The following is a 25,469-nucleotide window of genomic DNA, read 5'->3' on the forward strand; positions in this document are numbered from 1 at the left end:
GACACGGCGCGGCCAACGTCGGATGACGCGTGGCTGCGCCCCGCCAATCCGACCTTTCTCTGACATGGCGCTCGCCTAGGTCGGGTTAGCGCAAAGCGCGTAACCCGACACCACCATCACGCCAACATCATCGGCCGTGCCAACACGGCTGCTGGATTTCTCAGAATTTGTATTTCACCCCCGCACTGATGAATCGCCCCGCCGCGCCCGCATAGTCGAGCGGGTTGTAGCCGGTCGCGCCATAGGTCAGCGGATCGAGCGGGGCGATCTTGTCGAACAGGTTTTGCACCGTGGCAAACACCTCCAGCTTGGGCGTGGCCAGCCAGCGGGCCGTCAGATCCACCGTGGTGAACGAGGCGATGCGGCAACCGCGTGGCGCATCCGTGCCGTCGGCGAAATGCGTGGCGCAGCCGTCCGGGTCGTTCTTGAACAGCACATTGTCGAGCGGCGCGCGGTAGTTGACGTTGGCCGTGACCCGCCAGTTCTGGCGTTCCCAGGTGGCGCCCAGGTTGATGCGGTCGTCCGGCGTGCCCATGCAGTTGGATACATCGCAATTGCCATGCGTACCGGCAAAATCGCGCTGCGTGCCATCCTGTTCCGTGCGCAGCCATTTGTACAGATGCGTCCACTTCAGGTCGAAGGTCAGGCTGCCGTAGCCGCCGTCCAGGTTGAAGCGCTGGCGGGCGTCGATGTCGATGCCGCGCACCGTCGTTTGCGCCGAATTCACATAGTTGGCCAGCACGGCCGTGATGGCGCCGGGATCGCCGGGAATGCCCGTGGCCGTGGACGGGTCGCGCGCCACCTTGCCGGCGGCAATGGCGGCATCCGTCTGCTCCTGGTTGATTTCATTCTTGCGGCGGATTTGCCACAGGTCCACGGAAATGCTGCTGCGCGGCAGCGGGTCCCATACGGCGCCCACGGAATAGCTGCGCGAACGTTCCGGCGACAGGTCCGGATTGGGCGAGGTGATGACGGCGATCGCCGCGGGATCGCACGCCACTTCGACGCCCAGCGCGCAGCGCAGCGGATCGCTGGCAGTGGAGAACGCGGCCAGGCCGCCGACGCCGTTTTCCGCCGCGCTGGGCGCACGGAAGCCCTTGGCGAAGGTGCCGCGCAGGGCCAGTTCGCGTACGGGCGTCCATTTCACGCCCACTTTCGGCGTATAGGAATTGCCCACGTCCGTGAAATGGTCGGCGCGCAGGGCGCCTGACAGCTCCACGGTTTTCAGCACGGGCGCCAGCACTTCGGCATAGATGGCCGAGGCGTTGCGGCTGCCCTTGTAGGCGGAATAGCCGAGACCGATGATATTGCCCCGTTCCGTGCCCGTGGTGGGCTTGAGTTCCGTCGATTCGTGGCGGAATTCCGCGCCCACGGCCACGCCCAGGCCGCCGCCGTCGAGCTTGGCTACCTCGCGGCTGGCCTTGAAGTCGATCTGCGCGATATGCGTCTTGGCGTCGTTCGAGATGCGCGGCGACAGGGCCGCGTACAGCTCGGGCGAATTGAGGCCCGCGTTTTCCGCGATGCGCCACAGGCTGCCGGCAGGCAGGGCCGCGTACGCGGGATTCAGGCTGGCCGCCGCCACATTGGCGGCAGTCGGGTTGAGCAGGGCGAAGGCGACGTCGCGCTGCAGGTAGCCGTTCAGGTCGTTCGACACCTTGTTTTGCGAGTACAGCAAGGCGCTGTCGATATCCCAGCCCGCCACGCTACCCTTGATGCCGGCCACGAAGCGCGTGAAGGTGGAGTCGACTTCCGACAGGCGCGGCCCCACGTCGGCCGCCAGGTAGCGCAGCCGCGCCGCCGTGCCGAAATACGGGTTGTCCGGGTGGGCCGCACCGAGCGACACGCCCGCATTGCTGACGGGGCCGCCCGGATAGCCGACCGAGCCGCTGACCGTCGACGGCGTGGTGGCCGAATGCGATTCGCTGTGATACAGGTTCAGTTCGGCATACGTTTGCAAGGCCGGTGTCAGTTGCCAGGCGGCGCGGCCGAAGAAATTGATGTTCTTTTGCTTGGGCTGGATCTGGCCATATTGCTGCGTGGCATCGGTGAGGCAGCCGCCGCCCGGGTCGCCCTGCGGATGCGTGGTGAAGTTGCCGCAGGCGGCGCCGGGGAAGGTCCGCGTAAAACCCACGCCGGCCAGGTTGCCGCGGTTGTAGTAGTCGAGCGTGTCGGGATTGCGCACATTGCCGTTGACGGCGCTGCCGGCCGCGTTGTTGGTGGTGATGGCGCCCGCGCCGCTGAGGGTTTCCTGCGCGCTGAAGCCCAGGTCGCGCAAGTCGCTGCGGCCCACGGCGCCTCGTCCGGCCCGGTCGCGGTTCCAGATGGCGGCCTTTTCGCTGTACTCGAGGTTCAGCAGCACGTTGTAGCGGTCGCTGTCGATGTCGCCGAAGCCGTGCGTGATGGCGGCACGGGCGTCGCGCCCGTCCCACTCCTTCGTCTTGCCGTAATTGCCCTTGATGGCCGTGCCCTGGTAGTCGCGCCGCAGGATCACGTTGACCACGCCCGCGATGGCGTCCGAACCGTAGATGGCCGAGGCGCCATCCTTGAGGATTTCCACCCGTTCCACCGCTTCCAGGGGAATGATGTTCAGGTCGGCGAACACTTTCTGGCCATCGTCGGCCAGGCCATACGGCGCCACGCGGCGTCCGTTCAGCAGCACCAGGGTCGAGGCCGTGCCCAGGCCCCGCAGCGAAACGCCGGAAGCGCCGGCGGCAAAGCCGTTGCCGAAGGTGGTGGGCACGGAGCCCTGGTTGTCGACGGCCAGGGTTTGCAGCAGTTCGGCCACGCTGGACTTGCCAGATTTTTCAATGTCGGCCGCGTTCAGGGTTTGGACGGCCGATGCCGTTTCCGCCTGCGCGCGGCGGATGTTCGAGCCGGTGATTTCCACGCGGGCGATGGGGGCCGCTTCCTGTGCCAGGACGGGCAGGGCGAGCAGGGCGCTGGCCAGGGCCAGGCCCATGCGTGGTGGTGAAAGCAACGGTGGATGGACGGATGTTTTGTAGATCATGCGATTCTCCGGAAGGTCAGACAGGAAAAGGTGAGGTGCACCTTGAAGTCTTGGCCGTGCGGCCCGGCCGGGATTCGATCTACATCAGTAGTGCGCCGATTACCATGGTCAAAACGGATTGGCGTGGTGTGCGTGCCACGGCGGCCACAGCGTTGTCAGGGCGGTGATGCCAGTTCGCGGCGCGCAACTTTTTATGCTTTTTGACGTATTTTTCAGTGTAAAACGGCTGCAGTATGCGGCTTTGCCGACAAATACGCTTGCCAATCCTTGTAATTTAGGTTTATAGTCATTCATCACTTATGGATGAACCGCATGTTTGCTCGCCACTTTTTTACCGCTTATTTTTACTTTAGCAATTCCAACCCAAAAGGCGGTGGAGTAGCGGTCGGTTCACGTAGCAGCAAAAAACGAGATCCCAGCAAATTCTAAAAAACCGCCACTGATGGCGGTTTTTTTTTACCCGGATGTTTTACCCTTCCTTAAATTTTGGAGAAAATGATGCCCCGCACTGATGATCTGCGAATTCGCGAAATGAAGGAATTGACCCCGCCGTCCCACCTGATCCGCGAATTCGCCTGCTCGGAGCAAGCCGGACTGACCGCCGCCAGCGCCCGTATCGCCTTGCACCGTATTTTGCACGGCCAGGATGACCGCCTGATGGTGGTGATCGGGCCTTGCTCCATCCACGACACCAAGGCGGCGATGGAATATGCGCGCCTGCTGGTCAAGGAACGCGCGCGGTTCGCGGGCGAACTGGAAATCGTCATGCGCGTCTACTTCGAGAAGCCGCGCACCACGGTGGGCTGGAAGGGCCTGATCAACGACCCGTACATGGACAACAGCTTCCGCATCAACGACGGCTTGCGCATGGCGCGCGAACTGTTGCGCGATATCAATGAGCTGGGCTTGCCAGCTGGCACCGAGTTCCTCGACGTGATCAGTCCGCAATACATCGCCGACCTGATCAGCTGGGGCGCCATCGGCGCGCGCACGACGGAATCGCAGGTGCACCGCGAGCTGGCGTCGGGACTGTCGTGCCCGGTCGGCTTCAAGAATGGCACGGATGGCAATGTGAAAATCGCCGTGGAAGCCATCAAGGCCGCCTCGCAGCCGCACCATTTTCTGTCCGTCACGAAGGGCGGCCACTCGGCCATCGTCTCGACCAACGGCAACGAGGATTGTCACATCATCTTGCGTGGCGGAAAAACCCCGAACTATGACGCAAGCAGCGTGGACGACGCTTGCAAGGCCATCGCCGCGCAGGGACTGGCGGCGCGCCTGATGATCGACGCCTCGCATGCGAACAGCTCGAAAAAACCGGAAAACCAGATCCCCGTGTGCGCCGACATCGCCAGCCAGGTGGCCGTCGGCGATGGCCGCATCGTCGGCGTGATGGTGGAGTCGCACCTGGTGGCGGGGCGCCAGGATTTGATCCCTGGCAAGGAATTGATCTACGGCCAATCCGTCACGGACGGCTGCATCGACTGGAGCGCCAGCGTGGCCGTGCTGGAAAACCTGGCGGCGGCCGTGAAGCAGCGCCGCTTGCAGGGCGACGCGGAATAACATGGCGCGCAGCATGAAAAAAAGCCCGGAAAGCTAAGCTTTCCGGGCTTTTCAGTTTTGAGCTGGTATCAGTTGCGCAGCAGCTTAAAACTTGTACGTGGCGCGCACGTAGAAAGTACGGCCCAGCGGATCGGCGTAACGCGGATCGTAGCCGGACTGGAAGGTGCCGATCTGGTTACTGAACGGTGGATCTTCGTTCAGCAGGTTTTTCACGCCCACGGTGACTTCGGTGTTCTTGAAGCCCGAGTACGCGCCCGACAGCGACCATACCGAGTAAGCCTTGACGCTTTGCTCGAATTGCGGATCGACATAGTTCTGGTCGCGGTAGCCGCTCATGTACTTGTTCGACAGCGTGGCGTTCCATTTGTCCAGATTCCATTGCAGGGAGGCATTATGTCTCCAGCGGAATACCGGTGCATTGTCGCCATACACGCCCACGTTTTGCACGAATTCGCCGCCGCGTTCGTTCTGGTATTCATACTTCTGCACCCAGGTGCCGTCGAAGTTGAACGTGAAGTTGCCATACTGGCTGCGTGGCAATTTCCAGTTCAGGCCCAGGTCGATGCCCGAGGTGTGCATTTCGCCCAGGTTGCCCAGGGTGGCCAGCACGTAGTCGAGCTTGCCGTCAGCGGTATAGATGAAGTTGCTTTGATACTTGGCGTAGTTGTCGAACAGGGTCTGTTCGGCCACGGTGCCGATCTTGTCGCGCAGCTTGATCTGGAAGTAATCGAGCGAGACGGTCAGCGACTTGGTCGGCTCGATGACGATACCGGCGCTGAAGGTTTTCGATTTTTCCGGGCCGACGTCCGGATTGCCGCCCGAACGGATGTACTGCTGCGCGCCGCAGGCCACATTGCTGTTGGCGCCAGGGATCGGTACGCCGCCTGGGCACAGGCGTGGATCGTCGTACTTGTTGGCCGTGAAGGTCTTGGTTTGCGGACCATGCAGGTCATACAGTGTTGGCGCGCGGAAACCTGTGTTGTAGGAGCTGCGCAGCAGCACCTGGCTCGTTGGCTGCCAGCGTACGCCGACTTTCGGGTTGAAGCTGCCGCCGACGTCGTTGTAGTGGTCATAACGGGCTGCCAGTGACAGTTCCAGGTCTTTCACGACAGGAATGCTCAGTTCCGAGAAGATGGCGGAGATGTTGCGGCTGCCCGACTGGTTCTGCGCTTCGGCGTAGCCGGAACTCGATGCCTGGCCGGCCAGGTCGCGGTTCACATTGTATTCGGCCTTGTCGTTGCGGAATTCCGTACCGACGGCGAAACCGACTGCGCCAGCCGGCAAGTTGAACAGCTCGCGGCTGATCTTCGCATCGACCGCGGTGCTGGTCATCTTCGCGCTCAGGTATTCGCCTTTCAGGACGGAATCCTTCAGGTACGCGGTGCCAGCGGCGCTCTGCTCGCCGAACGGATTCAGGATGCCATTGCCGATGCCGTCGATGATGCGCTGGTCATTCAGGTAGCCGCCCGTGAAGGCACTGGTGGCCTTGCTGACGGAGTAGCTCAGGCCGACGTTGTAGTCCCACGCGCCCAGAACCCCTTCGGAAGCCAGTACCAGGCGGTCCGAGGTGCTGGTGTCGAAGCCGCTGCGCTGGCCCGACGCCACTGGACGCCAGCTGATGTCCAGCGGCTCGCCCGACAGGCCAGCCACGGCTGGCACGCCGCCGCTGCCGCCTGGGTAGTACGGCGAGCTGGACGACATGAGGATGCCGATGTTCGACATCGGCGGCGGCGAGATGCGTGCTTCGTTGGTGCTGCGCGAGTGCAGGTATTCGATGGTGGCCAGGTGATCCTGGTTCAGCTTGAAGCTGGCCTTGCCCAGGAAGGATTCCTGCTGGGTTTTCGGAATGGCCTGGATGAATGGCGTGACATCCATGGCGCACGTGCTCTTGCCCGAGGTATTCTTGTACAGGTTCTCACCTACGCAACCGCCGGCGAAGGCCGGGTTGCCGATCAGGCCATTGCCCGTATCGTAGAAGTTGGCGGGGAAGGTGGTGCCGCTCAGGTTATCCACGCCCTTGCTCGGGATGTAGCCGCTCTTCGAGAAGGAACGGTCGGCCGTGCTCAGCGCCGACTGGCGATGCACGTCGACAACGCCGAAGACGTTGAAGCCATCCTTGTTCAGGTCGCCATAGCCGCCGGACAGGTTCAGGCGCGACTCGTCGCCGCCGCCCGCTTTCTGTGGCTCGTAATGTTCGACCGTGACGGAGCCGCCTTTGACGGAGCGTTTGGTGATGAAGTTGATCACGCCGCCGATGGCGTCGGTACCGTAGATCGCGGAGGCGCCGTCACGCAGCACTTCGACACGTTCCAGGGCAGAAATAGGGATGATGTTCAGGTCGACGGACGAACCGTTGAACGGGTGGCTGGCGATACGGCGGCCGTTCAGCAGGACCAGGGTCTTGTCGCCGCCGATGCCGCGCAGGTCGGCGACGGACTGGCCGCCCGTGCCGGAACCGACGGATTGCGAGCTGCTTTGCGAGCTCTGATTCATGGAAATGGTGGACAGGACTTCCTGCGCCGTCGTCAAGCCTTGCTTGGCGAAATCGTCAGCCTTGATCGAGGTGATCGGCAACGCTGTCTCCGATGCCAGGCGCTTGATGCTCGAACCCGTGACTTCCACGCGTTGCATGGCGCCATCTGTTGTTTCTTGTGCGTACGCGGCGTGCATGCTCAGGGCCATGCCGCCTGCAAACATCAGGCGCAGCGACCGCGATATTACATTTTCTATCATCATCTGAAATTCCTTGTTATTGTGATAAAGGCGGCAATTATTTTGAAATAACTTGTTGCTCACCAACAATTTATTTGCCTTTTTGAAAATCCACCAATGAAAATTCTGTAAATTTTCTGGGCCCTCATCAAAACATTCACGATTCAGATTGTCAATTTCGCGCGGAGTTTTTGGACGAAATGCAACATTTCCCTGTTTTTTTTGTAATCCTTCAGCAATAAAGTATCGTGAGCCCTTGTCAGCCTTGCTCAGATGCGTAAAATAAAACGGCGCACATCATCGCTGATGGCGCCGCTTTTCTGTTGCTGGCACGCTGTTGCCAGCGCTGCCTGCTTTATCACTTGATCTGAAAATTTCCCTTAAAACGTATAGCTGCCGCGCAAGTACCAGGCGCGTCCGAGCGGGTCCGTGTAGCGCGGATCGTAGCCTTTCTGGAACAGGGTGCCCTGGTTCGAGAACGGTGGTTCCTTGTCGAACAGGTTTTTCACGCCGGCCGTCAGCAGCAAGCCTTTCCACGCGTAGCTGCCCGACACGTTCAGCAGGCTGTACGACGGCACATCGTGGCGGAACTGCGGATCCACCTGGTTCTGGTCCGTGTAGCCGGACTTGAACGATTGCGACACGGTGGCGCCCCAGTTGCCCATGCGCCAGTTCAGGGCCGCCGTATGTTTCCAGCGGAACACGGGATTGTTGTCCGCATAGCGGCCCACGTTGGCGATGAAGGCCCCGCCGCGCTCGTTCTGATAGTCGTACTTGTGGGTCCACGTGCCATCGACCGACACGCTGAAATCGCCATACGCGCCACGGCCCAGGCGTGCATTCAGGCTGACGTCGATGCCGTCGGTTTTCACTTCGCCGAGGTTGTCGTTCAAGTCCAGGATGGCGAAGGGCGAACCATCGGGATTGCGCAGGAACAAGGCCTTGTATTTTTCGTAGTTGCCGAAGATCGATTGCTCGGGCAAGGACGAAATCTTGTCCTTCAGGTGGATGTTCCAGTAATCGATGGCAAGCGTGACTTCCTTGACGGGTTCGAGCACGAGGCCGAAGGCGAAGGTGGTGGATTTCTCCGGTTTCAGCTTTTCATTCCCGCCTTGCAGCTTGAATTGTTGCAAGTCGCAATCGCGCAAGGGGTTGGCACCGGGCTGCGGCACGCCGCCCGGGCAAAGGATAGGGTCGTCGTAGGAATCGTTGGTATCGTTCTTCGACGGCGGCGCATTCTTTTCAAACAGGGTGGGCGCGCGGAAACCCGTGCTGGCCGAGCCGCGCAGCACCAGCGCACTGCTGGCCTGGTAGCGCAGGGCCAGCTTTGGATTGGTGGTGCTGCCCACGTCGCTGTAATGGTCGAAGCGGGCGGCCAGCTGCACTTCCAGGTCCTTGATCAGCGGCAAGTTGACTTCGCCGAAGACAGCTTCGATGGTACGCGAACCGCTCTTCGACAGCGAGCCCGACAGACCGGAACTGGCGGCCTGACCGGCGATATCGCGGTTGACGTTGAAGTCGGCCTTTTCGCGCCGCACCTCGCCGCCCAGCGCGATGGCCAGCGGACCGCCGGCCAGCTGCATCAGTTCGCGGCTGCCCTTGATGTCGAAGCCCGTGGTGGTGACCTTGGCACTCTGCACCTCGCCGCGCAGGGCCGTGCTGTCCAGGTAAGCCTTGCCGGCCGCATCCTGCTCGCCGAAGGGATTGAGGATGCCGTTCAGCACGCCGGCGGCAAAGCCCGCATCCTGCACATAGCCGTTCGTGAATTTTTCCGACGACTTGCTGATGGCATGGCTCAGGCCCGTCTTGTAGTCCCAGCCGGCCAGCTCGCCTTCGAGGGCCAGCACCAAGCGGTCGGCCTTGCCGTCCGAATCGATCTGCCGCTGGCCCGCCTCGACGGGGCGCCAGTTGACGCTCAGCGGCTGGCCCGACAAGCCCGGCTGGGCCGGCACGCCGCCCGCATTGCCCGGATAATATTTGCTGCTGATGGGCAGAATCAGGCCCGTTTGCGGCGGCGGCGCCGTGCGTGCCTTCACCTTGTTTTCCGAATGCAGGTATTCCACGGTGGCCAGGTGGCCGCCGCCCAGCTTGAAGGCGCCCTTGCCGAAGAACGCCAGCTGCTGCTGGGCCGGCAAGTCGTCGATCTGGCGCGTGTAGTCCTGGCGGCAGGTGCCGTTCGCGGGCACGGCCGGCACCGACAAGGGCGGGTTGCAGCCGGCCGCTGCGTAGGGATTGCCGGCCAGGCCCTTGCCGCCGTTGGCCGCCGCGTCAAAGTAGTTGCCGGGGAAAGTCGTGCCGCTGGTAATGGACAGGCCGCGCGCGGGGACGATGCCCGTTGCCGAAAAGGCGCGGTCCTGCGAGGTGAGCACGTTTTGCTTGTGGTAGTCGACCACGCCGAAGATATTGTAGCCGTCGGTGTCGAGCTTGCCGAAACCCGTCGACAGGTTGATGCGGTGCTCGCCGCCGCCCTTGTGTTCGGGCGAGACGACTTCGGCGGTGATATTCGTGACGTTGACGGAGCGCTTGGTGATGAAGTTGATCACCCCGCCGATGGCGTCCGTGCCGTAGATGGCCGAGGCGCCGTCGCGCAGCACTTCGACTCTTTCCAGGGCCGCGATGGGGATGATGTTCAGGTCGACGCTGGCGCCGTCATACGGATGGTTTGCGATGCGCCGGCCGTTGAGCAGCACCAGGGTCTTGTCGCCGCCCAGGCCGCGCAAGTCGGCGCTGGCCTGGCCGCCCGTGGGCAAGCCGCTGGTATTGCCGCCGACGGCATTGCCGCTGCCCATACTGGAGGAGTTCGAGGGTATCTTGCTGAGCACTTCCTGGGCCGTCGTCAAGCCCTGTTTGGCGAAATCCTCGGCCTTGAAGATGGACAGCGGCGTGGCCGTTTCCGAGACGAGGCGCTTGATGGAGGACCCGGTGACTTCGACGCGCTGCATGGCGGGCGGCTCGCCGGCGGCGCCGGTGTCCTGCGCCATGGCCGCATGGCCATACGCGCCGATCAATGCTGCGCACAGCAGGCGCAAGGTAGGGGAGGGACTGCGGGTTTGCGTCATCTGACACTCCTGTGGCTTGGTCATGGGCCAAGTGGCCTGCAAGGGAGTTTTACAGGCACGCAGCAGGTAAGGTTTGCGCTGGCGCAATAGGCATGTGGATGAGTGAACTGGCGCCACAGCCGCGGACGAAAAAAAGGCGGTGATTGCTCACCGCCTCGCGTCAGGGGGCCTTGTGTCAGCTTAGAAGAACTTGTAGCTGGCGCCCAGTTTGAAGTAGCGGCCGATGGCGCCGCTCGCATCCATCGGGTTGTAGCTCATGCCGCCATAGGTCAACGGGTCGAGCGGGGCGATCTTGTCGGTCACGTTGTTGATCGAGGCAAACAGTTGCAGCTGTTTGTTGACGTTCCAGCGGCTCGACAGGTCGAGCGTGGTGAACGAGGCGAGCTTGCAACCGTTCGGCGCGGACGTGCCGTCGGCCAGCTTGGAGGCGCATGGCTTGCCTTCAAACAAGATATTCTTCATGTCCGAACGGTAGTTCAGCACGCCGCTGACGTTCCAGTTGCCCAGGTCCCACGAGCCGGTCAGATTGATCTTGTCCTTCGGCGTGCCGGCGCAGTTGGACGTGTCGCAATTGCCATGCGTGCCGGCGAACTGGTAGCGCACGGTGGCCGACTCGGCCCGTACCCATGAGGCGATGTGGGTCCAGGTCAGGCCGAACGTGGCGCGGCCGTAGTCGCCCAGACGCACGCGCTGCTTGACGTCCAGGTCGATCCCCTTGATCTCCGTGAAGCTGGAGTTGCGGTACGGCGCCTTGGTGATCAGCAAGGTGCCCGTGTTCGGCACCACCACGCCATTGATGGTCAGGTTGTTGTCGGCGCGGACGGCCGTCGGCAGGGCGGCCGCTTCGTTGTACGGCAGCGGGTTGATCTCGTTTTCGCGCTTGATCTTCCAGGCATCGAGCGACAGGCTGGTATCGTTGAACGGATCCCACACGAGGCCCAGGGTGTAGCCCTTGGACTTTTCCGGCTTCAGGCTGGGGTCGCCAATCTTGACGGCCGCCACCTGCAGTTCGCAATCGCTGGCATTGGCGCCCGGCAAACGGGTGCCGCCCGGGCAGCGCACGGGATCGCTGACGGTCGAGGTGCCCGTCGATTGCGAGTTGGCATTGCTTTCCGCCGGGCCCGGCGCGCGGAAGCCTTCCGAATACGTGCCGCGCACGGCGAAGGTCTTCAGCGGCGTCCACTTGGCGCCCAGTTTCGGCGTGGTCGACGAGAAACGGTCATATTTGTCGTAACGCAAGGCGCCCGACAGTTCCACCGTCTTGATGACGGGCGCCAGCACTTCGAGGAACACGGCCGAGACCTTGCTGTCGCCCTTGGCCGCCACATAGCTGGAGTTGATGGAACCGTCCTGCGTGCCGGACAGCGATGGATTGTCGAGCTTGTCGCGGCGGTGTTCCGCGCCCACGGCCAGGCCCATGGCGCCGCCCGGCAACTGCATCAGTTCGCGCGATGCCTTGAAGTCGATGATGTCGAGCTTGGTGGTGGAATCGGAAGTGGCGTTCGTCACCATGGCCGCGTACAGCGAGGCGGGATTCTTGTTCGCCTGCGCGCCGATGTAGTAGGGGAAATACTTGCTGTTCGGATTGCCCAACGCATCCTTGACGACGGCCATGTTCAGCATATTGCTGTAATCGAGGTGCAGCTTCGATTCCGAATGCGTGTAGCCGGCATCGTAGTCCCAGCCCATGGCGTTGCCCTTGACGCCGAGCACGATGCGGTTGAATTCGTTGTTCGCCTGGCGCGTGCTGGCGCCCACGTCGAAGGCCTGGTAGCGCACGCGCACGGGCACGCCATACGGATTCTGCGGATGGTTGGCGGCCAGCACAATGGTGGTGCCGGCGCCGGAACCGTAGTTGACGACGCCAGTCGGGCTGGTGGCGTTCGGCGGGAAGGCGATGGTCGGCGTGATCGATGGCGGGATCAGGGTGAAGGCCGTATCGCGCTTCGAGTAGCCCGCTTCCGCATACACCTGGGTATCGGCATTGACTTGCCAGGTGCCGCGCGTGTACAGGTTGATCGATTCGATCTTCGGCTGCATCGAGCGGAACTGGTCGTGGTGCCACAGGCAGCCGCCCTTCGGATCTTGCGGCGAGGAAACGGACAAGCTGGAGCAGCCGGGCAGGGACACGTAATTGTTGGTGACGGGATCGCGGATCAGGCCCGTCGGCGCGGCATTCGCATCGTTGTTGCCATTGATGTAGCCGCCGGCGAACTGGGTGTTGATCGCATAGCCGTATGGGCGCAGGTCGGCCTTGCCTATCCATTTGCGTCCCGCGCGGTCATTGTTCATCAGCATGTCCGATTTGCTGTACTCGGCATTGAGGACGAAGTTGAATTTGTCCGTATCCAGGTTGCCCTTGCCGAAGGTCAGCGAGGCGCGGTGCTGCTTGGCGTCGCTGTCGCCGGAGATGCCCGTGTCGCCTTTCAGGGTCAGGCCTTCGAAGTCCTTGCGCAGGATGATGTTGACCACGCCGGCGATGGCGTCCGCGCCGTAGGTCGACGATGCGCCATCCTTGAGGATTTCGATGCGCTCGACGATCTGCATCGGCACGGTGGACAGGTCGGTAAAGCTCTTCTGGCCGTCATCGGCGCGCGCGAACGGCGCCATGCGGCGGCCATTCAGCAAGACGAGGGTCGAGGTGGCGCCCAGGCCGCGCAGCGAGATGGCCGTGGAACCGGCGGCAAAGCCGTTGCCGAAGCCCGTCGGCAGGGAGCCGGCGCCATCGGCGGTCAGGGTTTGCAGGTATTCGGCGACGGTGGCCTTACCCGATTTCATCAAGTCGTCGCGGGTGATGACCTGCACCGGCGATGCGGTCTCGGCCGTGGCCCGTTTGATGCTCGATCCCGTAATTTCCACACGTTGTACATTGGCGTCTTGCGCCATTGCCGGCGCAGCCATCATGCCCAGGCCGAGCGCTGCTACGCTGCCCGAAAAAATCAGGCGTACGGAGCGGGACATCACTGTTTCCATCATCATTCTCAGAACTCCGAAAGTGTGCTCGGCCGGCCCTTGTAAGGCACAGCTTTGCCAGGGTGATAAAGATTGCTGCGTCGGCAATCGCTGTGGGTCAAAACGGCATACTGTCAGTTGCCGTGAGTGATAAGACCATTTGCCGAGAAACCTTGTCAACGCGCACGCATGTACTTTCATCATGGAAACAACAGTGTTTTTTATAATGTTGACGTGTTTCAATATTTGCAATTATCTTGATGTTGCATTGCGATGCGTATTTTCCGTACTGCGATAAAAACGGTTGTCATTCGAGGCCGTAAGGGTTACTGCCAGGCCGGTTTTTCATGGTGGCGCCTTGTCTTTGTTGCGCTGCGGAAGATTCTCTCCACAAGGCCGGTGGCCATGGCGGCGCGCCACGCCCCTGCTGCGGCTTTTCGCCCGGCGAACGGAATATGCGTTATCGTTACGCCTTTTTCCAGCTCGCCTGCCTGCGGGCGCGGCTGGGGATGAACAAGGCATAGATCTTGCGAGGATGGACTGGTTTTGGCGGTGGAATCCTGTATCCCAGGGGGAAGCCAGTACAAGCGCACCAATACGGTGCGACAGATAATCGAGATGAAGGGTATTACATGAAGTCACCATGGATGCGGCGCGTGGCGCTGCTCGCCTGCTTGGCCACCCTGCCGCTGGCCGCCGTTGCTGCGGATGCCACCCCTGCCGCCGCAGCCGCGCCGGTGAAAACCTTGCGCTATATCCTGCCGGCCGCCGAGACGGGCTTCGATCCGGCCACCGCGCGAGACCTGTATTCGAACCACATTACGCAGGCCGTCTTCGACACCCTGTACACCTATGACTACCTGGCGCGCCCCGTCAAGGTGGTGCCCGGCGCGGCGGCCGCCATGCCGGAAGTGTCCGCTGATGGCAAGACCTACACCATCCGCCTGAAAAAAGGCATCCTGTACACACCCGACGCTGCGTTCGGCGGCAAGCGCCGCGAACTGACGATGGCCGACTACGTGTATTCGTGGAAGCGCCTGTTCGACCCGCGCCTGGCGTCGCCGCACAGCTGGCTGTTCGAAGGCAAGGTGGTGGGCCTGGACGACCTGGCGAAGGACGCGGCCAAGTCGAACAAGCTCGATTACAGCAAGAAGGTGGCGGGACTGGAAATCCTCGACCCGTACACCTTGCGCATCTCGCTGATCAAGACCGATTTCAATTTCCCCATGATCCTCGCCTACGTGCCGACGGCCGCCGTGGCGCGCGAAGTGGTGGAAAAATACGGCGACGTGAAGGGCGAAGTGGGTTCGAATCCCGTCGGCACCGGCTATTACACCCTGGGCGAATGGACGCGCGGCAACCGCATTGTCCTCAACCGCAACCCGCAGCACTTGCCGGAAACGTGGAATTTCATGGCCGGCGACGACCCGGACGACCAGCGCATCGTGCGCCAGATGCAAGGTAAACGGATTCCCGCCATCGACCGCATCGAAATTTCCGTGATGATCGAAGACCAGTCGCGCTGGCTGTCGTTCCAGAGCGGCGGCACGGATGTGTTCTGGCTCGACGGCCCGCTGGCGCCGAAGGCATTGCTGAACGGCAAGCTGCGTCCCGAGCTGGCGGAGAAGGGCGTGCAACTGTCACGTTTGCTGGACCCGGAAATCAGCTATTACTACTGGAACATGGAAGACCCCACGCTCGGCGGCTTCAGCAAGGAAAAGATCGCCCTGCGCCGCGCCATTGCCATGGCACACAATATCGACGAGGAAATCCGCATCATCTGGAATGGCCAGGCCAAGCGCCTCGACTATCCGATACCGCCCGGTGTCGTCGGCTACGATCCGCACTATAAATCCCTGCTGCAATACGATCCCGTGCTGGCGAATAAGCTGCTGGATAAATTCGGCTACAAGAAGGGCGCCGACGGCTGGCGCACCTTGCCGGACGGCAAACCACTCTTGATCCGCTACGCTTCGCGCAACGAAGCCAACGGCGTGCTGCAGGCGGAAATGTGGCGCAAGACGTATAACTCGCTGGGCATCCGCATGGAAAACGACCGCATGATCTTTTCCGACATTCTAAAAACGGAAAAGCAGTGCAAGATGCAGACGCGCACGGCGCCATGGTTGGCCGACTATCCGGATGGCGACAACTTCATGCAGCTGTTCTATGGCCCGAACACGCACCAGAACAACAATGGCTGCTACCAGGATCCCGAGTACGATAAATGGTACGCGGCCAGCCAGGCCATGCCGGCCAGCCCCGAGCGCGACGAGCTGTTCCACAAGATGGCGCGCCGCCTGGAAGTCAATGCGGGCGCCCTGATCGGCTATGCGCGCTACCGCAACATGCTGGCGCAAAAGTCGGTGCTGGGCTACAAGAAGCACCCGATCCTGTTCCAGGAATGGGCGTATATGGATATCGACAGCACGGGTGCGCCAGCGGCGCCAGCCCCTGCGGCCTCGGCCAATAAATAAGCGACGCTTATAACAACAAGGAATCATTATGTTTGCTTATATCCTGCGCCGCTTGTGGCAGATGCTGCCCACCATGCTGGGCGTGGTCCTGCTGGTGTTTATCCTGTTTAACTGGGTGGGCGGCGATCCCGCCTACATCCTGGCCGGCAAGATGTCTAGTGCGGAAAGCATCGCCAACATCCGCCGCCAGCTGGGCGTCGACCAGCCGTATTACGTGCAACTGTGGATCTTCATCAAGCAGATCGTCACCTTTGATTTCGGTCAAAGCTGGGCCACGGGCGAAACCGTGTCGCACATCATCACTTCGCGCCTGGGCCCGTCGATGATGGTCTTGATTCCGCTGACCGTGCTGGAAACGTTTTTCGGCGTGGCGCTGGCGCTGGCCATCGCTTTCGTGCGCGGTTCGCTGACGGACCGCGCCGTCATGATCGCCTGCACGGTGGGCATGTCGATTTCCATCCTCGTCTACATCATCGTCTTCCAGTACGGCTTCGCCTATAAACTGGGCCTGTTCCCCGTGCAGGGCTGGGGCGACAGCTTCTGGGAAAACCTCTTGCGCTATTCGACCCTGCCGATCCTGATCGGCCTGGCCGTGTCGATCGCGCCGACGCTGCGCCTGTTCCGCACCTTCGTGCTGGACGAGGCGAACCAGGATTACGTGCGCACGGCGCGCGCCAAGGGCCTCAAGGAAGGCCGCATCATGTGGGTCCACGTGCTGCGCAACGCCGGCATTCCCATCATTACCTATGTGATGTCGAACTTGCCGGCCCTGCTGATCGGCGCTTTCCTGCTCGAGCGCTTCTTCGGCATCCCCGGCATCGGGCGTGAAGTGATCCTGGCCGTCGAGCGCAGCGACTTTCCGGTGATCAAGGCGATCACCGTGTATGTTGCCGCCGCCACCATGCTCTTCAACCTGCTCACCGACCTGCTGTACCAGGCGGTCGATCCTCGCGTACAACTGAAGTAGAAAGAGACGATGTCGAAACCTCATACATCGCCCGGCCTGTGGGCCCTGGCGTGGCGCCGTTTGCGCGGCGACAAGATTGCAATGGTATCGCTGGCCGTGGTCGGCGCATTTTTCCTGCTGGTGCTGGCCTCCGCCAGCGGCCTGGTGGCGGCGAACTGGGAAGACGAAGTGGCCGTCAGCTATGCGCCGCCCACGTTTGTGGGGGCCGACAAGGATGTGGCCGGCGCCGGCGACGGCGCCATTCCCCATGCCGACGAGCGCAGCGCGCCGACACCCGTCAACGTGCTCGACCCGCTGGCCGACGACATCGCCGAACTGCGCGCCCAGATGGGCAGCAACCCATCGGCTGGCGTCGAGATGTACGGCGTGACGGACCCGCTGGCCGACGACTTGACGGCCTTGCGCGCCGGCATGGGCAAAACGAAAAAGCTGATCGCGCACAAGGCGGCAACCTTGCCGTTCGGCGCCGACAAGTGGGGCCACGACATCCTGCAGAAAACCATCAAGGGCGGCGAGACGTCGATCGTCGTTGGCCTGGTGGCGGCCTTGCTGGCCGTCGTGCTGGGGACGATCTTTGGCGCCGTGTCCGGCTACTTCGGCGGCATCGTCGATGACTTTTTTAATTGGTTCTACAGCATCTTCACCTCGATTCCGTCGATCCTGATGATCTTGACGGTTGCCGCTGTCCTGCAGCAGAAGGGCGTGCTGACCATCGTGCTGATCCTCGGTTTGACGGGCTGGACGGGGCCGTACCGCCTGATCCGCGCCGAATACATCAAGCACAAGGCGCGCGAATACGTGATGGCGGCCGACGCCATCGGCGCCTCGCACTGGCGCAAGATGTTCTCGCACATCTTCCCGAACGTGAGTCACGTGGCGCTGGTGCAAATGTCCATCCTCGTGGTGGGCTTCATCAAGGCGGAAGTGATCTTGAGTTTCCTCGGCTTTGGCGTGCCGGTAGGCACCGTCTCATGGGGCAGCATGCTCAACGAGGCACAAAATGAACTGATCCTGGGCAAATGGTGGCAGCTGACGGCCGCCGCCACGGCGATGGCCGTGCTGGTGACGGCGTTCTCGCTGTTTACCGATGCCTTGCGCGATGCGCTCGACCCCAAAGTGAAATAGGAGTTGCTCATGGACCAGAATAACCTGTTGGAAGTGCGCGACCTGCGCGTCACCTTCCGCCTGGACAAGAAGACCACGTTCGAAGCCGTCAAGGGCATCTCGTTCAACGTGCCGCGCAACAGCACCGTGGCCCTGGTGGGCGAGTCGGGCAGCGGCAAGTCCGTCAGCTCCCTGGCCGTGATGGGCCTGCTGCCGCCTGACAGCACCATCATCGATCCGCAATCGCGCATCCACTTCGGCGGGCGCGATTTGCTGCAACTGTCGATCGCCGAGCGCCGTACCATGTGCGGCAAGGATATCTCGATGATCTTCCAGGAGCCGATGTCGTCGCTGAACCCCGTCTTCACGGTCGGCTTCCAGATCGCGGAGGTATTGCGCCAGCACATGGGCATGAACCGCAGGCAGGCGCGCGCGCGCACGCTGGCATTGCTGGAGGAAGTGGGCATACCCGACCCCGCCACGAAGATCGACGCCTACCCGAGCCAGATGTCGGGCGGCCAGCAGCAGCGCGTGATGATCGCCATGGCGATCGCCTGCGAACCGAAACTGCTGATCGCCGACGAACCGACGACGGCGCTGGACGTGACGATCCAGAAGCAGATCATGGACTTGATCGCGGCGCTGCAAAAGAAGCACCAGATGTCCGTGCTCTTCATTACCCACGACCTGGGCCTGGTGGGGGAGATCGCCGACCAGGTGATCGTCATGCGCCACGGCGAAGTGCGCGAAACGGGCGAGGTACGCCAGGTATTCGAGGCGCCGCAAGACAGTTATACGAAAGCCCTGCTGCATTGCCGCCCGTCCCTGGACGAGCGCCCGTGGCGCCTGCCCGTCATTGCCGATTATATGGAGGGCAAGGCCGGCCCCGGCGTCGAGGTGAAACAGCGCACGCGCGGCTACACGCCGGGCGACGAGCCGGTGCTGGTGGTGAATAATCTCAGTAAAAGCTTTTATACGCGCGAGGGCCTGTTCGGCAAGCGCGAATTCCAGGCCGTCAAGGATGTGTCGTTTACTTTGCCGCGCGGAAAAACCCTGGGTGTGGTGGGCGAATCCGGCTCCGGCAAGACGACGGTGGGCCTGACCTTGCTGCGCCTGCACCAGGCGACGGGCGGCACGGCCATGTTCCACGGCAAGGATCTGATTGCCATGCCGAACAAGGAGTATTTGCCCTATAAACGCCGCATTCAGATCATCTTCCAGAATCCGTATGCCTCGCTCAATCCCCGCTTCACGGTGGGGCAGATCTTGCTGGAACCCATGCGCATCCACAAGATCGGCGCCGATGACAAGGAACGCATCGCCAAGGCCTATTGGCTGCTGGACAAGGTGGGATTGCCGGAGCAGGCCTTCCACCGCTATCCGCACGAGTTCTCGGGCGGCCAGCGCCAGCGCATCGCCATTGCCCGCTGCCTGACCATGCAGCCGGAAATTCTGGTGTGCGACGAATCCGTCTCGGCGCTGGACGTGTCCGTGCAGGCGCAGGTGCTCAATCTGCTGCAGGACTTGCAGGATGAATTCGGCCTGTCCTACATCTTCATCTCGCACGACTTATCGGTGGTGAAATACATCGCCGACCAGGTGATGGTGATGCACAAGGGGCAAGTGGTGGAGCTGGCCGATTCGGACGAGCTGTACCGCAATCCCGTGCATCCGTACACGCGCACCCTGCTCAGCGCCATACCGAAGGGCGTGCAGTTGTAGGGGGCTTTTTACGGTAAGATAGCGGCCATGCCCAACCTCATTTATCTGCTCGAACATTACGGTGTCCTGATTGTCTTTGGCATCGTGCTGGTGGAGCAGCTCGGCCTGCCGATTCCCGCCTTTCCCATTCTCGTGGTGGCGGGCGCGCTGGCCGTCGATGGCGACATGAATGGAGGCTTGGTGCTGGCCGCCGCGCTGGGCGCCTGCCTGATCAGCGACTTCACGTGGTTCCGCGCGGGCCGCCATTTCGGCAAGCGCATCCTGCGCCTGCTGTGCCGCATCTCGCTGTCGCCCGATTATTGCGTCAGCCAGACGGAAGACAAATTCAAGCGCTGGGGCCCGAAAGCCCTGATCGTCTCCAAGTTCGTGCCGGGATTCAATACCGTGGCCGCGCCGATGTCGGGCGCGCTGGGCACGCCGCCGCGCCTGTTCTTCCTGTACGCGGGTCTGGGCGCCTTGCTGTGGAGCGGCACGGGCATTGTCGTCGGCGTGATCTTCCACGCCAGCGTGCAGCAGGTGCTCGATTTGCTCAGCACCATGGGCAGCACGGCCTTGCTGATGCTGGCCACCTTGCTGGGCCTGTTCCTGCTGTATAAATACCTGGAGCGCCGGCGTTTCCGCCAGGCCTTGCAGATCGAGCGCATCGGCATCGATGAATTGCTGGAACTCATAGAGCAGGGCGAGGAGCCGCTGATGGTCGACGCGCGCAGCGCCACGGCGCAGGCGCTGGAACCGGCCGTGCCGGGCGCCTTGTTCTTCAATGGCAAGGAGCCCGTGCCCGCCATGATCGCCATGGACAAGGACCGCCACATCATCGTGTATTGCAGCTGTCCCAACGACGTGACGGCCGCGCAAGTGGCCAAGCTGCTGCACCAGCACGGCTTTCACCGGGCCAAGCCCCTGCATGGCGGCCTCGATGCGTGGAACGCCGCCTACCGCTCGGACCAGCCGGCGCCCGCCAGTCTGCTGGGCGAAGGCTTGCCTTCCTGATCAGTAAAAACCGGTAGTAATAATACGAAAACACCGTCGCCGGGCCACCGGGACGGCAGCGCCACGCCTGCGCCGCCCCATACAAAGCGGCTTTGCGCAAACTGCGGCATACTCTTGTTTTCAGGCGATTCCTGCTGCTGTGCAACATGATTTTCGTGCGCCCGCCGAGTGCAAGTACTTACTATAAATCATTGTTTGCGAGCAACTTTAGCCTTGCCTGTTGCATTTGGAGTGGAACTACCAATAAAGGCTTGTTTTGATGTACTTAAACTACAAACTTTGCTTGCCTCCGGGCGCATTCATCCTTTAAGCTTGGCGTCCCATGCGTCCCACTTCATCATTTAAAATCATGAGCGCTTCGTCTTCACCCGTATTGCCGACTTCCGCCTTTGCCGATGGACCGCGCCTGCTGGCCGACGTGGGCGGCACCAATGCCCGTTTCGCCCTGGAAGTGGCCGCCGGCCACATCACCCTGGTGGAAGTGCTGCCCTGTGCCGATTACCCGAGCCTGTCCGCCGCCCTGCAAGCCTACCTGGCCCTGCCGCACATCGCCGCCGCAGGCGGGCAAGCCGTGCGCCATGCCGTGATCGCCATTGCCAACCCCGTCGACGGCGACTTCCTCAGCATGACGAATCACCACTGGTCGTTCTCGATCCGCGCCATGCGCGAAGAGTGCGGTTTCACGACCCTGGACGTGGTCAACGATTTCACGGCCCTGGCGCGCTCCTTGCCGCAGCTGTCGAGCGAACAGAAGCACCAGGTGGGCGCGGGTACGGCCCGTCCTAACACGGCCATCGGCCTGATCGGCGCCGGTACGGGCCTGGGCGTGTCGGGCCTGATTCCTTCGCACGGCGGCTGGATCGCCCTGCAAAGCGAAGGCGGCCACGTCAGCTTTGCGCCGTTCAATGAAACGGAAGTGAGCATCCTGCAATTTGCCTGGCGTGAATACGAACACGTCTCGGCCGAGCGCCTGATTTCTGGCGACGGCCTGGAACTGATCTACCGCGCCCTGGCCGACCGCGCCGGCGTGCCGGCGGAAGCCTTGCCGGCGGCGGAAATCACGCGCCGCGCGCTGGCCGGCGAATCCCAGTTGTGCGACGACGTCATCGAAGCGTTCTGCTGCATGCTGGGCACCGTGGCGGGCAACGTCGCCGTCACTCTGGGCGCGTTGGGCGGCATCTATATCGGCGGCGGCATCGTGCCGCGCCTGGGGGCGCGTTTCGACCGCTCCGGCTTCCGCGCCCGCTTCGAGCGCAAGGGCCGCTTCGCCAATTACGTGTCGCAAGTGCCGACCTTCGTCATCACGGCGCAGTACCCAGCTTTCCTGGGCGCATCGGCCATTCTCTCGGAGAAACTCGCCTCCCTGTGATGCGGGCAGCGGACGATGTGTCGTGCCAGGACCGGGTAAAACGCGTGTTTTGCCCGGTTTTGCGCTTTTCCGCTTTTTATCAGGTACAATTGGCATCGTTGGATGAAACGACGACTGTCGCTCTCCTGTCTGGCTGGTTCGCCGCCACGGGAAAAGCAGCTGCTCCGGAGATCGTTTCATTGCTGGTTACTTAGTGAAGGTTAATTAAGGCCAGCACCATGGATGGCAGGACTTTCACTGCATCCGCTTTAATCCCGCTTTGCGCGCATCGGCCAAGGCGTCGGAAAAACAGCCTCAACTAGTAACCCAGTACGGCGTCATCATCGATGTCTGCCCTCTGTTACGTTGAAATGAACGTTTTTGATTTCTTTCTCTGCATACGAATTGCAACACACATCCGCACAGAATTGCTATGAATACAATTGAGGCTAAAAAAGTCCTCGAAACCGCGTTGCTGTGCGCTCGTGAATCGCTGACGATCCACAGCTTGAAGAAGCTGTTCGTCGATGCGGACGAGAACGGTCGCGTGCGCGGCGTCGGCGTCGGTGCCGACACGATCAAGCAGTTGCTGGAGGAGTTGCGGCAGGAGTGGGAAGGGCGCGGCATCGAGATCGTCAGCCTCGCTTCGGGCTGGCGCTTTCAAAGCCGCCCGGAAATGAAGATGTATCTCGATCGCATGACGCCCGAGCGGCCGCCCAAGTATTCGCGGGCGACCCTGGAAACCCTCGCCATCATCGCCTACCGCCAGCCGGTGACGCGCGGCGATATCGAGGAAATCCGCGGCGTTGCCGTCAATTCGCAAACGATCAAGATGCTGGAAGACCGTGGCTGGGTCGATGCCATCGGTTACCGCGACGTGGTGGGACGGCCGGCCTTGCTGGCCACCACCAAGCAGTTTTTGGATGACCTGGGTTTGCATTCGCTGTCCCAGCTGCCGCCTTTGCAGCAAATCAGTGAAATGCAGGGCAATGGGCTCGAAGCCCTGGAAGCGGCCCTGCAAGAGAATTTTGACAAGGCAAGCAATGAGCTTGTCCCCCAGCTTGGTGCAGGTAGCAATACGGCTGTGACAGATGTAGATGTGACAGCAAGCCTTGATGCCGGCCCCGATGCTTCGCCCACGGACGAAGCCTACACTCACGACCCTGCGCCAGAACTAACGGTTGACGCTGCGCCAGGTCAGCACAGCCAAGAAACGAAGAATGAATAATCCGAATACACCCGAGACAGTAACCGCCAGCGACGAAGCCATCGTTGCCAAGCCCAAGCGCCGCACCAAGGCCCAGATCGAAGCCGATGCGGCTGCCGCTGCCGTTGCCGGCGACAGCGCCGCCGCCAAGCCGAAGCGCCGCGCGAAAGCCGACGTGGCCGCCGACTCAGTTGCTGAATCCTCCGTCGTCGCCGCTGCTGAAACTGAAGCTGCGCCAGCGGCCAAGAAAACCCGCGCCAAGCCGGCCCTGAAGGCCGTTGCCGACGCCGCCGAAGCGGCTGCCGAGGCGGTTGCCGCCCCGGCACCGCGTCCGCCGCGCGCCCGCGCCGCCGCCAAGGCCGCTGCCGCCGTCGCTGAGGTAACACCGGAAGCCGTCGCCGACAAGCCGGCCGAAGCACGCCCGACCCGCGGTCCGCGCCAGATGCGCGGCGTGCAGGCCGAACGCGCATTGCGCCAGCCGCCGCGCGCCGAAGCGCCGCAGGCCGCCGATGCCGCACCTGCCGCAGCGCCGGCTGCCGCGCCTGTCGCCGACGTGTTCGATGCCGAAGGCAACCTCGTTTCCGCACCACGCGCACCGCGCGGTCCGCGCAACGACGTGCCGGGCGCCGGCAAGAATGCGGGCAAGAGCCGTAAAAAGGGCAAGGGCCGCCAAGCTGCGCCGGGCAAGCTCAGCGACGCTGATGCCGTCTTCTCGTTCGTCACCTCCGACGCGTTCGACAGCGAAGAGGGCGGCACGGGCCGCATGCAGAAAGCGGTCGTGCGCCGCGACCTGACGTCCGACGACGATGCGCCGAAGCTGCACAAGGTGCTGGCCGAAGCCGGTCTCGGTTCGCGCCGCGACATGGAAGATCTGATCATTTCGGGCCGCGTGTCCGTGAATGGCGAACCGGCCCACATCGGCCAGCGCATCTTGCCGAGCGATCATGTGCGCATCAACGGCAAGTTGATCCAGCGCCGCGTCAGCAAGAAGCCGCCGCGTGTGCTCGTGTACCACAAGCCGGCCGGCGAGATCGTCAGCCACAATGACCCGGACGGCCGTCCATCCGTCTTCGACCGCCTGCCGACCATGAAGGCCGGCAAGTGGCTGGCCGTTGGCCGCCTTGACTTCAACACGGAAGGCCTGCTGCTGTTTACCACCTCCGGTGATCTGGCCAACCGCCTGATGCACCCGCGCTACGGCATCGACCGCGAGTACGCCGTGCGTACCCTGGGCGAGCTGGAAGAGGGCATGCGCCAGAAGCTGCTGGCCGGCGTCGAGCTGGAAGACGGCATGGCGCAGTTCTCGAAGATCGCCGATGGCGGCGGCGAAGGCATTAACAAGTGGTACCGCGTGGTGATCGGCGAAGGCCGCAACCGCGAAGTGCGCCGCATGTTCGAAGCCATCGGTCTGACCGTGTCGCGCCTGATCCGTACCCGCTACGGCGCCATGACCCTGCCGAGCGGCCTGAAGCGCGGCCGCTGGGAAGAGATGGATGAAAACACCGTGCGCGACCTGCTGGCCGCCTACGGCATCGAAAAGAAAATGCCGCCTTCGGGCGATCCCCGTGCCGCCGGCGCCGCCAAGGGCCGCGAAGCGCGCAAGGCCAGCCGCGATGACGAGCCGAATGGCAACCGTATCGATGTGAGTAACCGCAACGCCGATCCGTTCCCCGTCGCGCCGCGTCGTGGCCAGCCTGCCGGCCAGTTTGCCCGTCCGCAAGGCCAGGGCCGCCCAGGCGGCGCCGGCCGTCCAGGCGACGCGCGTGGTCCTGGCCGCGGCCAGCCGCAAGGTCCGTTCCAGGGCGGCCAGCCCCGTTCGTCGGCATCGTTCGAAGGCGCGCAAGGCCATGGCCAAGGCCAAGGCCAGGGCCGTCCGCCGCGTGCGGCAGGCCAGGGCCAGGGCCGTCCGGGTGGCGAAGGCCGCGCGCCGCAGCGCGGTCCGCGTCAGCCCGATCCGCTGCAAACGGCATTCGGCTTCGCCAACACGGGGCCGCGCCGCAATGCCGGCGGTGGTGCCGGTGGGCAAGCGCGTTCCGGCGGCCAGCCGCGTGGGGGCATGGATCGTGGCGGCATGGACGGCATGCCGCGCCGCCGCAGCAAAGGTTAATCGGGAAGAGTTTCTTCTTGCGCGCCCGCCGATCTGCGGCGGGTGCGCGCTCTTGTAACTGTTGTAAGCCGGGCCGCTCCTCGTGTGCGGCATTGCGGCGAAGTTAATAAGAGGTTATAATCTGCAGCCTAATAAAAGTTCTCCGCAGGGTTGTTTGGTGGGGAGTGCTTTCATCTGGTTGGGGAAATACAAGAAGATGGGCAGATGCCCATTTTTTTTTTGTTGAACCGTTTGTGATGGCGCCGGCAAGGCGC

Annotated in this window: 13 protein-coding genes; 9 read left to right on the forward strand and 4 right to left on the reverse strand. The window is 62.4% G+C overall.

Annotation, left to right across the window (positions count from 1 at the left end):
* Window positions 1-160: 160 nt before the first annotated feature.
* A complete protein-coding gene (locus tag AC0V2Y_RS09750) occupies window positions 161-3,007 on the reverse strand; it encodes a TonB-dependent receptor (RefSeq protein WP_475416410.1) in 2,847 nt (948 codons plus the stop codon).
* Window positions 3,008-3,505: 498 nt separating this feature from the next.
* Here AC0V2Y_RS09750 and aroG point away from each other — a divergent pair, with 498 nt between their 5' ends.
* Entirely contained in the window at window positions 3,506-4,570 is a 1,065-nt protein-coding gene (gene aroG, locus AC0V2Y_RS09755; RefSeq protein WP_475416419.1) for a 3-deoxy-7-phosphoheptulonate synthase AroG, read from the forward strand.
* An 84-nt stretch (window positions 4,571-4,654) separates the two neighbouring features.
* Here aroG and AC0V2Y_RS09760 read toward each other — a convergent pair whose 3' ends face one another.
* The 3 genes from AC0V2Y_RS09760 to AC0V2Y_RS09770 all read right to left on the reverse strand — a co-directional run bounded on the left by AC0V2Y_RS09760 (window position 4,655) and on the right by AC0V2Y_RS09770 (window position 13,302).
* The gene (locus AC0V2Y_RS09760; RefSeq protein WP_475416409.1) at window positions 4,655-7,306 is read right to left on the reverse strand and encodes a TonB-dependent receptor; all 2,652 of its coding nucleotides are present in this window, start codon (window positions 7,304-7,306) and stop codon (window positions 4,655-4,657) included.
* Between the two features lie 356 nt (window positions 7,307-7,662).
* Window positions 7,663-10,341, reverse strand: coding sequence for a TonB-dependent receptor (locus AC0V2Y_RS09765; RefSeq protein WP_475416408.1), 2,679 nt, complete (start codon window positions 10,339-10,341; stop codon window positions 7,663-7,665).
* A gap of 180 nt (window positions 10,342-10,521) precedes the next feature.
* Complete coding sequence (locus AC0V2Y_RS09770; RefSeq protein WP_475416407.1) at window positions 10,522-13,302, reverse strand: TonB-dependent receptor; 2,781 nt, start codon at window positions 13,300-13,302, stop codon at window positions 10,522-10,524.
* 623 nt (window positions 13,303-13,925) lie between these two features.
* Between AC0V2Y_RS09770 and AC0V2Y_RS09775 the strand changes: the two genes are divergently transcribed.
* From AC0V2Y_RS09775 to rluB, 8 genes are all read left to right on the forward strand, one after another.
* Window positions 13,926-15,770, forward strand: coding sequence for an ABC transporter substrate-binding protein (locus AC0V2Y_RS09775; protein ID WP_475416406.1), 1,845 nt, complete (start codon window positions 13,926-13,928; stop codon window positions 15,768-15,770).
* Between the two features lie 28 nt (window positions 15,771-15,798).
* Window positions 15,799-16,737: an ABC transporter permease gene (locus AC0V2Y_RS09780; RefSeq protein ID WP_071079183.1), complete on the forward strand. Its 939-nt coding sequence runs from the start codon at window positions 15,799-15,801 to the stop codon at window positions 16,735-16,737.
* Window positions 16,738-16,746: 9 nt separating this feature from the next.
* Window positions 16,747-17,862 carry an ABC transporter permease gene (locus AC0V2Y_RS09785; protein ID WP_475416405.1) on the forward strand — a complete coding sequence of 372 codons (1,116 nt, stop codon included), beginning with the start codon at window positions 16,747-16,749 and terminating at the stop codon, window positions 17,860-17,862.
* A 9-nt stretch (window positions 17,863-17,871) separates the two neighbouring features.
* Window positions 17,872-19,563, forward strand: coding sequence for an ABC transporter ATP-binding protein (locus tag AC0V2Y_RS09790; protein WP_475416404.1), 1,692 nt, complete (start codon window positions 17,872-17,874; stop codon window positions 19,561-19,563).
* A 27-nt stretch (window positions 19,564-19,590) separates the two neighbouring features.
* Window positions 19,591-20,553, forward strand: coding sequence for a VTT domain-containing protein (locus tag AC0V2Y_RS09795; RefSeq protein WP_076569123.1), 963 nt, complete (start codon window positions 19,591-19,593; stop codon window positions 20,551-20,553).
* Window positions 20,554-20,902: 349 nt separating this feature from the next.
* Window positions 20,903-21,922: a glucokinase gene (locus tag AC0V2Y_RS09800; RefSeq protein ID WP_070219236.1), complete on the forward strand. Its 1,020-nt coding sequence runs from the start codon at window positions 20,903-20,905 to the stop codon at window positions 21,920-21,922.
* A gap of 412 nt (window positions 21,923-22,334) precedes the next feature.
* Window positions 22,335-23,129 carry an SMC-Scp complex subunit ScpB gene (scpB, locus tag AC0V2Y_RS09805; protein WP_034782524.1) on the forward strand — a complete coding sequence of 265 codons (795 nt, stop codon included), beginning with the start codon at window positions 22,335-22,337 and terminating at the stop codon, window positions 23,127-23,129.
* Window positions 23,122-25,215, forward strand: a complete 2,094-nt coding sequence (rluB, locus tag AC0V2Y_RS09810) for a 23S rRNA pseudouridine(2605) synthase RluB (protein WP_475416403.1) — start codon at window positions 23,122-23,124, stop codon at window positions 25,213-25,215. The genes scpB and rluB overlap by 8 nt, the downstream gene beginning before the upstream one ends.
* Window positions 25,216-25,469: the final 254 nt, after the last annotated feature.

This window comes from Janthinobacterium sp. BHSEK (assembly GCF_056174685.1).